Here is a 13,741-nt window from a genome sequence, read left to right on the forward strand (position 1 = left end):
GTATTGCGCCCCGCACGAGGGAGAGCGACGCTGCGCCCGTGCCTGCTCCGATCCGGCAACACATCGCGCGCCACCGCGCGGCGAAGGCGGTGTGGAGCGTCATCATCAGCCTGGATCGCCACAACGGGCCGCGGGCCGCGAGCGCGATGGCCTTCGACGCGTTCCTCAGCCTGATCCCGCTCGCCGCCTTCGCCGGCTATGTGCTCAGCCGGATCCACCAGTGGTCGGATGTGGTGGTGCGGCCCATCCTGCAGGCGGCGCCCCCGGACGTCGCGAAGCTCGTCTCGGAGGAGCTCATCCGGCTCTCGCAGTCGTCGGCGGTCGCGCCGATCAGCATCACCGGCTTCCTCTGGATCACGTCCTCCGGGCTCTCGACCGCCATGGGCGTGTTCGACACGATCTACAACACGCGCGAGCGCCCCTGGTACGTGCGCAGGGCGATCGCGGCGGCGTGCGTGATGGCCAGCCTCGCCGTGGTGCCCGTGGTCGCAGGCGTCGGCGTGCTGATCGGCACGCTCTCCGGATCGATCGGCGCCCGCATCGTCGCCTTCGCCCTCCCCGGGGGCCTCGTCATCTGCATGGTCGCCGCCTTCTTCAGGATCTCGATCCAGCGCCCGAACATCGAGCGACGCCGGATCTTCCCGGGCGCGGTGCTCACGGTGGTGCTCTGGTCCGCCGTGTCGACCCTCTTCTCGCTCTACGTGGCCACGCTCGGCCGCTACGCCACGTTCTACGGGAGCCTCGCGACCGTCGCGATCTTCCTGTTCTGGCTGTGGCTCCTGGCGCTGGCGCTGCTCATCGGAGGCGAGCTGAACGCGCGCCTGGAGCGAGAGCGCGCCGGCGTGACGTCGATCCCACCCCCCGGCAAGTGGAGCGCGCTCGCGCTCTCCGACCTGCCCGAGTTCTCCGACCTGCCCCAGGGCGTCACGCCGCCGCCCCAGAGCGTCACGCCGCTGCCCCTGAGCACCACCCTCCCCCAGGGCGCAGCGCTCCCCCGCGGGGCCGCGGCGCGGCTCGGCGACGCCCAGGGCGCGGGCGGCGCGGACGAGGACGAAGCGCGCGGCGCACCGAGCTCGCCGCGCGAGCACCAAGCCGCTGGGTAGGCCGAAGCGGCGAAGGCCGACGCCCCCGGCGGCCGCGCGCTGAAGGACGGACGGTCGACGCGCGACGGTTCGGCTCGGCACGGGCGGTGAAAGCGCCTTCGCTCGTCCGCCACTCGGCGCTCACTCGGCGCGCATTCGCACGGTGGGTGCGCGCAACTCGCGCAGGGGCATGTCGAGGGCGGGCGTGAGGGGGAGCAGTCGAGCGTGCACGCGCACTACGGAGCGGGGGGTGACGGGGGCGGCGACCGACGCGCCGCGCCTTTGCCGGGCGACGCCGGGCTGTACTTTCTGGGGGCGCTGCACGAGCTCGTCGCCGTCGGCCTGCACCGCCCCGCGCTCGAGGCGCTGTGCGCAGGGCAGCGCGACCTCGCGGAGCCGCCCATCGACCGCGCGTACCTGCTCAAGATCCTCGACGAGGAGATCTGCCGCCAGTTCGGGCATCCGCTCCGGCCGCTCATCGAGCTCGTGCTCAACGCGGCCGACGCGGCCCGCGCGCCGCAGCCCGTCGTCGACGTCGCCGTCACCGACGGGCGCGTCGAGGTCAGCGACGCCGGCGCCGGCATGGGGCTCCGGGCAATCCTCTCACGGCTGCTCATCCCGTTCGCGACGGACAAGCGGCCAGGGATCGATCTCGGCCGGTTCGGGGTCGGGTTCTTTTCCGTGCTCGGGCTGGGGCTCTCGGATCCGGAGAGCTTCAGCCTGCACCTCACCACCGGCGACGGCGTCGAGGGCTGGGCGATCCGCGTCGTGGCCTGGCCCAGCGCGGGCGACGCGAGCAGCGCGCCTGCGGCCGCCTCGGAGGAGCTCGGGCAAGCCCGCGGCCGCGCGTCGCCCGAGCTCACCGCCGCCCTGATGTGCTCGGTGCGCCGGATCGCGCCGCTGCTCGGGACGCGCGTGCGCGTCACCTCGGCGCTGCTCGAGACCGCCACGGTCCGCGCTTACCTGCGCGACGCGCTCCACTTCTTCCCCGCGAGCCGCGCCCTCGTGCTGCTCGACGGCGCGGCCGTGAACGACGGCCGGCTGATCTCCGGCGGGCAGCTCATCCAGGAGCGGGTCGCGGTCGCGGTCGCGCCCCAGCCCCCCGGCGCGGCCGCGCTGGAGTCGCGGCCCCACCTCGAGGAGGAGCGCGACGACGCGCTCCTCGCGCGGTTCCACGTCGGCGGGCGAGGGCTGCTCCCGAGCATCTCGGCGGCCACCTTCCATGCCGGGGTCAAGGTCGACGCCTGCCTCGCCCTCGCCGAGCTCGCGCTCATCGATTTCCCGGCCGCCGTGGAGCTCACCGAGGGGCGGGACGCGCTCAAGGTCGGGCCCGAGTTCACCGCGGTCGCGACGGCGTTCTACCGGCGCCTCATCGAGCTCGCCGCGGCGAGCGGCGAGGGCCGTCGCACGCGCGACAGGCTCGCCGAGATGGCCGCCCAGATCAGCGCGCTCATGCTGCAATCCGCGGGCTGGGACGAGGTCGCCCTCGATCTCGCGCGCGCCCTGCTCGGCCCCGGGCGCTGCATGGTGACCCCCGAGCGGCGCGAGGCGCTGCTCGGGTTCCTCGGGCCGAGCGTGGCCGAGCGGCTGTTCGTGCCGGAGAGCTTCTGGGCGGAGCGCGAGTGGCAGCCTCACCTGCCCGGCGAGCGCGAGCTGCTCGAGGACGAGCTCGAGATCGACGCGCCGGAGACGCTCTCGGCCCTGGCGCGGCGCCGCGGCGACCTCGGGGGGCTGCCGCTGCTCGTCGCGCGGGCGACGAGCCCGCACACGACGATGGTCGCCCTCTGCCGGAGCCGGCTCCAGCCGGATCGCGGCGCGGGCGCGGCGGCGCGCCGGGCGCCGGGCGCGCCGCCGCTCCCCGACGCGCCGGGGCGGCGGCCGGCCGGGCCGCTGCCGTGCCTCGGCACGCGCCGGCTCCTGCTCATCCGCGACGACAGCGCGGCGGTGCGGCGCCCCTCGGGCTGGAGCGACTGGTACGCGCTGCGGGCCGCCTTCGACCGGGCCTCCGGGGTGCGCGAGGCCGATCTCGAGCGCGATCTCATCGTCGGCGAACCCGTGGACGGGACGGCCTTCGCGGCGCCCCGGCCCGGCGAAAGGACGTCTGGAGGCGAGCCATGACCCAGATCTCGTACGGGCTTTTCTCGGAGCTCTTGCTCGTGCGGATCCACGGGCGCGCCGAGGCCTACCTGCAGGCGAGCAGCGCGGAGCGCCTCGCGCTCGTCGCCGCCTGCCGCGGCGAGGCCACGGTGCCCGACCTCGCGCAGCGCATCCTCTCGCGCACCATCTACGCGCAGGCGTCGTCGCGCATCGGCCCGCTCCGCGAGCTGCTCCAGAACGCGCTCGACGCGTCGCCGCCGGGCGCCCGCATCGACGTCCGCTCGTCCGAGGACGGGCGCGAGATCTCGGTCACCGATCAAGGCCGCGGCATGAGCCGGACCGAGCTCCTCGCCGACCTGCTCGTGCCCTTCCGGAGCGGCAAGGCGGGCGAGCCCGACGCGATCGGCGAGCACGGGATAGGCTTCTTCTCCGTGCTCGAGATCGCGCCGTGGATCGAGGTGGTCACGGCGACGCCCTCGGGCGGGCACCGGCTGCTCGTCGCGCCGCTCGGCGGGGGGCCGCCCTACGAGGACTTCTCGTGGACGCTCCTGTCCTTGCCCCGCCCCTCGCCCGCGCCGTACGCGGACGGCGGCCGCGCGGGCGTCCCCGCGTCGCCGCGCGCCTCCGAGCCGCCGCGCCGCCCGACGACGGGCACCTCGGTGAGGCTGTCGCTCGCGCAGCCGATCTCGCGGCCCGCGCTCGCCGCGGAGGTCGCCGCGGCGGTGGGGCTGGTCGACGCGGCCGTCGCGCGGATCTACGTGGACGGCGCGCTCGTCAACACGGCGCGCGGGCGCCTCCGCCGCGCCGCGGAGGTGCCGCTCCGGCTCCCGCCGTCGGGCGAGCTCTGCGGGGCGGTCGAGCTGCTCGTGGGCCGGGGCGAGGGCATCGAGCCGCAGCTCACGATCACCCAGAAGGGGCTCACGGTGGCGGCGCGGATCGATCCCTTCCCCGGCCCCGAGCTCGGGCTTCACCGCGAGCTCGCGCGGGCGATCACGGCGGCGGGCTTCGGCCTGGTCGCGGAGCTGCCGCTCGGCGTGCCGCTCAACAAGGGCCGCTCCGCGGTCGCGGCGACCGCGTCCACGGCGGTCGAGGCGGCGCTCGTCGCGGCCTTCGAGCGGTTCGTCCTGCGCGACGCCCTGTACGACCGCGAGCTCCTGCGCGCGGTCGATCACCGCCTCTCCTCGGTCCTCGACCGGCTCCTCCACGCGGCGCTGCTCGGCGAGAGCATCACGATCGCGTCCGCGCAGGCGGTGGACGAGATCGATCCGGTCGCGCGCACCCCCACGGTGGCGGCGCCCGAGCACGTCATCCGCTTCGCGAGCGGGCTGCTCGACGCGCCCCTCTTCCGGTCGATCGTGGTCGACGCCGGCCAGCGGCCCTCGGGGGCGGCGCTGTCCCCGCCCGGCCAGGTCCACTACCGGAGCGCGCCGCTGACGCTGCGCGAGCTGCTCCAAGCGCACCGGACCGGCGCGCTCCGCCCGCTAGAGGCCGCGCCGTCGCTGTCGTCGAGCCAGGTCCGCAGCACCGCCCGCTGGCCGCTCGGCGCCTCCGGTCCGGGGCCGGAGCTCGCCGTGGGGCGGGAGACGCCCGGCGTGCGGCCCGGGGAGCTCGTGTACCTCGCGCTCGACGAGCCGCTCGCGCAGGCGTTCTGGCGGCGCCTCGCGAGCGAGGGCGCGGCGTCGCAGCCCCTCCAGGCCGCCGCCGGGGCGCCTCCGCGGGCGCCGAGCGCCGCCCCGTGCCCGATGCCCCGCACCTCGCGCGAGGCGCTCCTCAAGACCGCGATCGACGTGCCCGGCGTCCGCGCCGTGGCCGCGGTGATGACGATCATCGAGCGGCTCGACGCGGCGATCTCCGAGTCCACGGACCTGCCGGCGTCGCCGATCTGGGTGCACCAGGACCTCTACGGCCCCGACGAGATGGCGCACACCGACGGGAGCGGGATCAGCGTGAACCTCGCGTCGGCGCGGGTGCGGGCGCTGCTCACCGCGGTGCTCCTGCGCGACGACGCGGTCGCCTTCACGGCGCTGGCGGATCTCCTGCTCCACGAGAAGACGCACGTCTCGCTGGCGAGCTACGTCCCGCGCCCGACGGCCGAGCACGGCACGAGCTTCTACCGCCGCAAGGACTGGATGCGCCGCCGCCTGCTCGCGGCGATCGCGAGCGGCGCGGTCGCCGACCCGATGCGCTGGCTCGCGGTGGCGCGCCGGGGGCTCGCGAGCGCGGCGCTGCCGGCGCCGTCGGAGCTCTCGCGGGCGTTCCTCGCGGCGGCCGCGGCCGCATAACGCATCACGCTTGTCAGAGATAGGCTGTTCGACCTGCGCGAGATCGCCACGGGGCGTCGCGCGAACGGGCGCTCGGAGGACCCGAGCGCCCTCATGAAGCGTTGAAACTCCATGTGGCAGCGGACCTGCGCCTCGGTCGGCCCGAGCTCAGGTACGCAAACCATGATCACCGTGACGCGCCGGCACAACCCGACACAGTTCCAGCAACGTGGAACCGTTCCGGCGCGCTTCCCCGAACCGGCTCAGCGGGAGACGAGGTCCTGCATCCAGGCGACGTCGTCCGGCGTCGTCTCCTGGAGCTCGCCGGCCCACTCCTCGTCGGTCATGCGCTGGAAGTCTCCGGTGATCTTCTCGAAGTACGAGGAGGCGAGCCCCACGAAGGCGCGCCGCGCGCCGCACGGATCGGCGGTGACGACCATGAGCCGCGGCCGGCCGGTGCCCACGTGCAGCACGCGCCCGACCGGCGCGCCGCCCTCGTCGGTCGGCTGCGTGTGCACGTCGGCGATCGTCGGGTCCTCGGCCACGGTCTGGAAGACGTCGTAGAAGAGCCCGGCGTACCAGCCCTCCGCCCCCTCGTCCGAGCCGCAGCCGTGCTGAATCCGGACGGCCTGGTTGATGAAATCGAGGTGCCCCGCCGTGAGCGGCACCCCGGCGCGCTCGTTCTCGGCCATCTCGCCGAGCGTCCGCGCGACGCTCTGCAGCCGCGCGAAGTACGCCGGCACCCGCTGGTTCAGCCCCGGCGAGCCCGATAGATCGAGCGCGTCGACGACGCGCCCGCCTTGCTCCGCCAGCTCGGCGATGCGCGCATAGAACGCCGGGTACGGGTCGACGTAGGCGTCAGGGAACTCGCACGTGGCGCCGCTCGTGTACGACTGCTTGGCGTAGAGCAGCGTGTCGTGCCGGAGCTCGGCCCACGAGGCGAGCTGGGTGTTCAGGAGGCGCCGGCCCCACGCCTCGGTCTTCGCCACCGCGGGCAGCCCCGCGGTGTCGGCGAGCGCCTTCGCCGGCGACAGCTCCCGCAGCGCGCCGAGCCAGCGGTTGTAGAGGTTCTTGCTCCAGAAGTCGCCGGGGTGCGCGTCGACGAGCACGCGCATCATGTGCAGGTCCGGCGCGTAGGGGAACTGCCCGAGCTCGGGCGCGAGCAGCTGTCCCGCCTGATCGTTGCCGAGCGCGGCGAAGCCCACGTCGAGCGGGCTCGGCATCATGCGCTTGACGGTGCCGCCCTTCACCCGATCGTAGACCACGTTCGAGAAGACGTGGGAGTCGACGACGTACCGCTGGCCGAGCAGCGCGAAGCTCGACGAGAGGGGCATCGTACCCTTGTCGAGGCCGTTGATCATGATGTGGCTCGAGATCCGCTGCGTCCCGTGGCCCTTCTTCACCACGACGTCGATGATCTGCTCGTCCGAGAGCCCGGCGAGGCCGGCGGCGTCGGCGAGGCCGAGGTCCGTGAGCAGGACGTCGAGCTCGGGCAGCGTCATGTAGTCGCTCTCGCCGACGAAGGTCTGGACCGTGTCGTCGATGCGCGTGTACCGGGCGAGGGTGTTCTGGTCGGCGAGGGCGCGCAGCGCGTAGGCGCCCTCGAGCTGCCGCCGCTGGAGGATCTGCGTGCCGTCCTGCTGGGTCTCCAGGAAGCGGAAGTCGACGCGGCCGAGCCACATCATGCTGCGGAAGTAGCGCTGGAGCGCCGGTGCGTCGGTGTAGTGGCCGCGGGGCTCGAACTGTGAAAAGTCCATGATCCGGCCTGTGCCGAAGAGGCGCACGTTGCCCGTGCCCTGGTGGGCCTTGGCGCCCGCGACGAGCTCGTCGATCTTCGCGGCGTCCGCGCCCGCGACGGGCGCGACGGGCGCGTCGTTCAGGAGCGAGAGCGCCACGGCGGTGAAGAGGTCCACGTCGGCGCGCGCCTCGGCGCCGAGCTCGCCGGCGGCGCCCGCGGCGAGCCGCGCGCGCATCTCCTCGAGCATGGCCCCGAGCTCGGGCGCGAGCGCGGCGAGCTCCACGTCCTTCAGGATCGCGTCGTACGAGCGGTGGACCGCGTACAGGATGGAGTCGGCGGACACGTAGAGCGGCAGATCGAGCGCGTAGATGCTCGCGTAGCCGTAAGTGAAGGTCGGGAAGGCCTTCTTCTCCGAAATGACGAAGCCGTTCGCGGAGAGCTTCGCGAGCTCGTCCTGGTCGAGGGCGAGCGTGGAGCCCTGGACGAGCGAGAGGCCCTCGGCGTCCGCCGGCGCGTAAGGCAGGCCCGAGGCGAAGGGGACGGCGTACCTCGAGGCGAAGTCCTCCGCGGTCATGTTCGCCGAGGACTCCTGCTCATCGAGCAGCGCGTTGAGCTCCGCCTGCTGCTCGGGCCCGAGCGGCGCAGGGGGCTGCTCCGATTGCGTACCGCCGCTCTGCGTACCGCCGGTGTCGGGCTGCTGGTTGCTCTCGCCGGAGCAGCCGCCGGCGAGCGCAAGGAGGATCGGGACGACGTGAAAGTGAAGAAGCATTTTGCGCATCGTGTTTCCCTTCCAGAGCGCGCCTCCAGTGCGCGGGGCGCGGCGACCCCGCTACGGGCAAGGACAGTGCCGCGGGCGCGAGGCGCGCTCCCGTCCTCGTCCGAACAGGAAAGATCTGCTCCGATGCATCAGGATACGACTCCATCGGGAGGGCACGCCGCCGAGGAGGACCGGCGCGATGTCGCCGCGCCGGGATCGGATCGGGCCGCTCGCGATCTGCGCTTTGCGCGGAGAGCGCGTGGATTGACCATGAAGACCGTCGGCGAGAAGAAGCTCTCGTGTTGTCCTGACGACTCTCCTGCTCACTCTTCGCGCCGATCGGTGCTTGAGGGACCGCCGCTCGTGAGCCGCCCATGACTGTCGATTTCTTGCTCCCCATGACAAAATGGGAACACCGCTGTTCAACGGGGCCCCGAGGAAACTTGGCGGCCCCACGCACGATGAGCGTGACGGCGGCGAATCGGATCCACTACAAGGGGCGCCGGAGGCCAACCATGACCATCACGTTCTATTACGCCCCTCAGTCCAGCGCTGGTCGCATCCGCATCTCGCTCGCCGAGCTCGGCGTCCCCCACGAGGCCGTCCGGGTCGATCTGCGCGCCGGAGACCAGAGGAAGCCGGAGTTCCTCGCGCTCAACCCCAATGGCCAGGTGCCGACCCTCGTGATCGACGGCACGCCGATGTTCGAGTCGGTGGCGATCCAGATCGCCCTCGGCGAGCGCTACGGCGTCCAGAAGGGCCTGTGGCCGGCCCCCGGCTCGCCCGAGCAGCTCATGGCCCTGACCTGGCTCGTCTGGGGACAGGTCAACGTCACCAGCGCCCTGTACCGCTACATGAAGAACACGAGCGAGTGGTTCCCCAAGGAGCAGCAGGACGCCAAGCAGGCCGAGGCCGCGCTGAACGAGGTGCGCGGCCTGCTCCGCATCCTCGACAGCCGGCTCGACGGCCGCCCGTACGTCACCGGCGAGCGCTGTACCCTGGCGGATCTCGATCTTGCGTCCGTGCTCGGGTGGGGCCTGTCGATGACCAAGATCGACACCTCGGATCTGAAGAACCTGAAGGGCTGGCTCGGCCGCGTCATGGAGCGCCCGGCCGTGAAGGCCGCCATGGTCGACGACTGAGCCCGCGGGCGCCTCGCTCGCCCCGAGCGGGCGAGGCGCCGCCGCCTCTTCACCGCCCGCGCGGCCCGCGCCGACCGTCACGCGCGCTGTCGACGTCATGTCGGCGCGCGATGTCGCGGCCCGCGCCCCGAGCGCCCTTGCGCGCGCCCGACACATGCTAGAACTCGGCCGCAATGACGGTCCTCCAGGTCGCCGACCTCAGCTTCGGTTACGGCGCGGACAGGCTCTTCCAGGGCATCACCTTCTCCCTGGAGCAAGGCCAGCGCGCCGCGCTCGTCGCCCCGAACGGCGCGGGCAAATCGACGCTGCTCCGCCTTGTCACCCGCGAGCTCACCCCCGACACGGGCTCGGTCGTGATCCGCAAGGGGATCCGGTTCGCGTACTTCCGGCAGTCGCACGAGCTCGCGGCCGAGGGCACGGTGCTCGACGCCTTCCTCTCCGGCTTCTCCGAGGTGCTCGAGCTGCGCCACGCCCTCACCGCGGCGCAGCACGCGGCCGCCAGCGGCAGCGAGGCCGACCTCGCCCGCCTCAGCGATCTCACCGACCGCTACCACATCGCCGGCGGCGACGACCTCGAGCGCCGCGTGGAGATCATCGCGGCCCACCTCGGGTTCTCGCCCGCCGACATGGATCGCCCCGTCGCGAGCCTGTCCGGCGGCGAGCGCGGGCGCCTGCAGCTCGGCGTTGTGCTCGCCATCGAGCCCGATCTCCTGCTGCTCGACGAGCCCACGAACCACCTCGACATCGAGACCATCACCTGGCTCGAGAAGCACCTCGCGGGCCTCGGCGGCGCGCTGCTCTGCGTCTCGCACGACCGCGCGTTCCTCGACGCCGTCTGCCCGCACACGTTCGAGCTCGGGCAGCGCAGCTTCCGCGCCTACCCGCTCAAGTACAGCGACTACGCGCTCGCCCGCGAGGAGGACCTCGCCCGGGAGCGGGAGCTCGCCGAGCGGCAAGAGGCGTTCGTCGCCAAGACCGAGGACTTCATCCGGCGCAACATCGCCGGCCAGAAGACGAAGCAGGCGCAGAGCCGGCGCAAGATGCTCGACAAGCTCGAGACGATCGACCGGCCCGAGGACGTGTGGGCGACCGCCGAGAGGGTCCGGTTCCGGTTCGCGCCCGCCCCGCGCAGCGGGGACATCGTGCTCGACGCGCGCGGGCTGGGCGCCTCGCGCGGCGGGCGCACGCTCTTCTCCGGCGTGGACCTCCTCCTGCGGCGCGGCGACCGCGTCGGGATCGTGGGGCCCAACGGGACCGGCAAATCGACGCTGCTCAAGCTGCTCGCGGGCGCGGGCGCGCCCGAGGACGCGGGCGACGTGCGGCGCGGGACGAACCTCTGCCAGGGCTACTTCGACCAGCACCTCGGCTCGCTCGACCCGTCGAGGACCGCGGTCGAGGAGATCCGCAGCGTGCGGGCCGACATGAACGTCGACGCGACACGCCAGTACCTGTCGCGCTTCCGCTTCTACGGGGACGACGCGCTCCGGAAGGTGCAGGGCTTCTCCGGCGGCGAGCGGAGCCGGCTCGCGCTCGGCAAGCTGCTCCTCGAGCCGCGCAACCTGCTCTTCCTCGACGAGCCGACGAACCACCTCGACATCCCCGCCGCCGAGATCCTCGAGGAGGCGCTCGCGGGCTTCGAGGGCACGGTGCTGCTCGTCTCGCACGACCGCAGGTTCCTCGAGGCGGTGACGACGCGCATCGTCGCGGTGCGCGAGGGGCGCGTGGACATCTACCCCGGCGGCTTCCGCGACTACCGCGACAACCTCGAGAAGCTCGCGGCCGAGGCGGAGGAGGCGGAGCGCGCGCGCGAGGAGGGCGAGAGGGCGAAGGGCGCGCGGGGAGCGCGGAAGGCGGCGAGCGCGCCGCCGCCGCGCGAGGAGCCGCGGGCGGAGGCGGCGGACAGGGGCGCGAAGGCTCCTGGCCGCGCGGTGCGGCGGAGCGGCGCGACGATGCCGCCGCCGGACGACGCGGGCGCGGGCGACGCGGCGGCGCGGCGCCGGGCGTTCGAGAGCGACAAGGCGGCGGCGCGGGCGACGGAGCGCAAGCGCAAGCGGGTCAAGGAGCTGGAGGCGGAGATCGCGGCGGGCGAGTCGCGGCTCGCGGAGATGCGCGAGGCGCTCAAGCAGGACCCGGGCGGCGACTGGGCGAAGCTCGCAGCGGCGGCGCGCGAGGAGCAGGCGCTCGCGAAGCGCGTCGACGCGGCGATGGCGGAGTGGATGGCCCTGAGCGAGGAGCTCGGGGCCGCGGCGACGTTGGGAGGCGAGGCGTGAGGCGGGCGGGGGGCCCGCGAGGGGGGCGCGCCGCGGGGGCCCGCGTCGCGGGGGTGCTGCTCGCGCTCGCCGCGGCGGCGCTCGGCCCGGCGTGCAAGGAGAAGCGCGACGACGGGACCACGCCGGCGCAGGCGGTCGCCGAGCTGCCGCCGCTCGAGCTCCGCGACGACACGGCGAACCTGATGCTGACGTGGATCGACGAGAAGGGCGACACGCACGTCGAGATGCGCCCGGCCGACGTGCCGGCCGAGGGCCGCGCGCTCGTGCGCGCCATGCTCTCGGACCGGACGGAGGGGACGCGGGACGCGTTCTACGTCGCGGATCTGACGCAGAAGCGGCCGGACGGCACGTATGCGGTCCGGACGATGCCGCGGAGGGAATGGGAGTCGCTGCTGGAGAAGCGGCGCGCCGAGCACCTCGCGAAGACGGCGCCGCCGCCCGCAGCGCCGGGCCCCGGCGCGTCTGCGGGCGCCGGCGCGCCGGGCGCGCCGAGCCACCTCGCGGGGGTCACGGTGATCATCTACGGCGCCTCGTGGTGCAAGCCGTGCCACCAGGCCGCGGACTACCTGCGCTCGAAGGGGATCGCCGCGGTGGTGAAGGACATCGAGGAGGACGCGGGCGCGGCCGCGGAGATGCAGGACAAGCTCGCGAAGAGCCACCAGCGCGGCGGCAGCATCCCGATCATCGACGTGCGGGGGCAGATCCTCGTGGGGTTCAGCCCGGGGGCCATCGACCAGGCGCTCGCGCGGGCGGCAGGCGGGACGACGCTCTGAGGGGGCGGCGGCGGGCCGCTGCGCTCGCCGGGGGCGCGGCGGTGCGCGCCGCGAGGGCGTGGGCGGCACGGGCCGCCGCCCTGCGCAGATGGAGCGTTCGACCGCGGCCGCAGCTCGAGCTCCGAAGCTCTGCGACTCCGGCACCTCGAGCTGGCGACCCAGGGCACTCACTCCGCGATCCACGCATTCAGCTCGTCGAAGAGCGAGGCGGGAAGCAGATGAGGGAACTCCTCCACGAACTGCGCGACGTCTTTCCGGAGCTGCCGCAGAGAGTCCTGCTGCATTTGGCCAACGGCGCGCAGACTATCGTCACATCGCAAGCGTAACCACTCGACATCCAGACGCGGAACGTCTGCAGTCCGCTCGAGGACGAGCAAACAGGCCCGGAGTCGCTCGACCGTTTCAACCGTGGGCATAGAACCGCCTTGCTTGCTTCAGGGAGTGTTGCAGAGCTGCGCTGGATGCCTCCTTGGTTCCGGCAAGAGGGGTCCGAGAGACCGGCCCGAACCCCACAGATCGCGGCCGGGCGGGCTCGAATACCACCTCCTGGTCGATCAGAGTGGCACCCCTCTCGCCGTCGAGATGACGCCGGTCAACGTCCATGACTCGAAGATGTTCACGCCCATGGTGGATGCCGTGCCGCCGATCGCGCGTCCTCGCGGCTGACCGCGACGACGCCCCAAGAAGCTGCACGCCGACAAGGCATACGACGACCCGGCCCTGCGCTTGGCTTGCCATCTGCACCACATCCTACCCCGCATTGCTCGCAAGGGTATCGAGTCGTCGGAGAAGCTCGGCCGCTATCGATGGGTCGTCGAACGGACGATCGCATGGCTGCGTCGCTTCCGGCGCCTGACCGTACGCTACGAACGGCGGGCCGACATCCACCGTGGGTTCCTCAAGCTCTCCGTTTGCCTGATCTGCCTCATTTACGCCCGGGCTCGCCTTTGTTAGGTGCTCTTACTCAACGTGGACCATCGGTCCGCAGCGTCGAGTTAAGCGGCCGCTGGCGTGGGCTCCCGCAAGGTCCGGTGCCTCGGCACAGGCAGTCGGTGAGACAATCACCTGGACTCAGCCCTTGTGGGCGTCGATGCCCATTTCCACCGCTGTCACTGGCTGCGATCTGCGCCAGCTCCTGGATCGAACGTGGCGATTATTTTCTGCAGATTCACAACAACCTGAGTCCTGAAACGAAGACGCTCACACAACCTCTCCGCAACGAATACAACAACACTCTCATACATCCGATCGTAACTGGAGAGGCGCATCCCAGATTCGAACGCCACCAACTTCAACTGGTACATATACTCAGAAAAATTAATTCCACAATCATCACCCAGACCGTGATCTCCAATCAATACAACCTCAATATCGAGGAGCCTACCACGGTAAAGAATTCCAACATCAGTCTCTTCTTTCACCAGAGAGCAGCCGAGAATCTCGGTGAGAGCGCTGAGGAGCACCCCTTCATCGCCGCAAAAATCAACGAACACACTCATCGGCCTGGACATGGTCACCTCGGAGTCCATCTGAAGAAATACCCATCACCAATCATCGTGAGACCGTCAAGCTTGCCCCGTGAGATACCCAGGGCTCTCGCTGCGCCCTTCTCTGCTGCTTC

Annotated in this window: 8 protein-coding genes and 1 pseudogene; 7 read left to right on the forward strand and 2 right to left on the reverse strand. The window is 72.2% G+C overall.

Annotated features, from left to right (window positions below; translation table 11 throughout):
- Positions 1 to 38 precede the first annotated feature (38 nt).
- From POL72_RS12855 to POL72_RS12865, 3 genes are all read left to right on the forward strand, one after another.
- The gene (locus POL72_RS12855) at positions 39 to 1,103 is read left to right on the forward strand and encodes a YihY/virulence factor BrkB family protein (protein WP_272095462.1); all 1,065 of its coding nucleotides are present in this window, start codon (positions 39 to 41) and stop codon (positions 1,101 to 1,103) included.
- A 204-nt stretch (positions 1,104 to 1,307) separates the two neighbouring features.
- Positions 1,308 to 3,200: an ATP-binding protein gene (locus tag POL72_RS12860; RefSeq protein ID WP_272095463.1), complete on the forward strand. Its 1,893-nt coding sequence runs from the start codon at positions 1,308 to 1,310 to the stop codon at positions 3,198 to 3,200.
- Complete coding sequence (locus POL72_RS12865) at positions 3,197 to 5,461, forward strand: ATP-binding protein (protein WP_272095464.1); 2,265 nt, start codon at positions 3,197 to 3,199, stop codon at positions 5,459 to 5,461. The genes POL72_RS12860 and POL72_RS12865 overlap by 4 nt, the downstream gene beginning before the upstream one ends.
- A gap of 242 nt (positions 5,462 to 5,703) precedes the next feature.
- Here the strand turns inward: POL72_RS12865 and POL72_RS12870 are convergent, their stop codons facing one another.
- On the reverse strand, positions 5,704 to 7,956 hold the full coding sequence (locus tag POL72_RS12870) for a DUF3160 domain-containing protein (RefSeq protein WP_272095466.1): 2,253 nt from the start codon (positions 7,954 to 7,956) through the stop codon (positions 5,704 to 5,706).
- Between the two features lie 446 nt (positions 7,957 to 8,402).
- Between POL72_RS12870 and POL72_RS12875 the strand changes: the two genes are divergently transcribed.
- From POL72_RS12875 to POL72_RS12890, 4 genes and pseudogenes are all read left to right on the forward strand, one after another.
- On the forward strand, positions 8,403 to 9,077 hold the full coding sequence (locus POL72_RS12875; RefSeq protein ID WP_272095467.1) for a glutathione S-transferase family protein: 675 nt from the start codon (positions 8,403 to 8,405) through the stop codon (positions 9,075 to 9,077).
- A gap of 173 nt (positions 9,078 to 9,250) precedes the next feature.
- Positions 9,251 to 11,347: an ABC-F family ATP-binding cassette domain-containing protein gene (locus POL72_RS12880; RefSeq protein ID WP_272095468.1), complete on the forward strand. Its 2,097-nt coding sequence runs from the start codon at positions 9,251 to 9,253 to the stop codon at positions 11,345 to 11,347.
- On the forward strand, positions 11,344 to 12,120 hold the full coding sequence (locus POL72_RS12885; protein WP_272095470.1) for a glutaredoxin domain-containing protein: 777 nt from the start codon (positions 11,344 to 11,346) through the stop codon (positions 12,118 to 12,120). Before POL72_RS12880 ends, POL72_RS12885 begins: the two co-directional genes overlap by 4 nt.
- A gap of 448 nt (positions 12,121 to 12,568) precedes the next feature.
- Positions 12,569 to 12,984, forward strand: a pseudogene (locus POL72_RS12890) (transposase); the annotation flags it as partial.
- A 245-nt stretch (positions 12,985 to 13,229) separates the two neighbouring features.
- Here the strand turns inward: POL72_RS12890 and POL72_RS12895 are convergent.
- Positions 13,230 to 13,619, reverse strand: a complete 390-nt coding sequence (locus POL72_RS12895) for a hypothetical protein (RefSeq protein WP_272095471.1) — start codon at positions 13,617 to 13,619, stop codon at positions 13,230 to 13,232.
- Between the last annotated feature and the right edge of the window lie 122 nt (positions 13,620 to 13,741).

It is taken from the genome of Sorangium aterium, from assembly GCF_028368935.1.
Classification (GTDB): domain Bacteria; phylum Myxococcota_A; class Polyangia; order Polyangiales; family Polyangiaceae; genus Sorangium; species Sorangium atrum.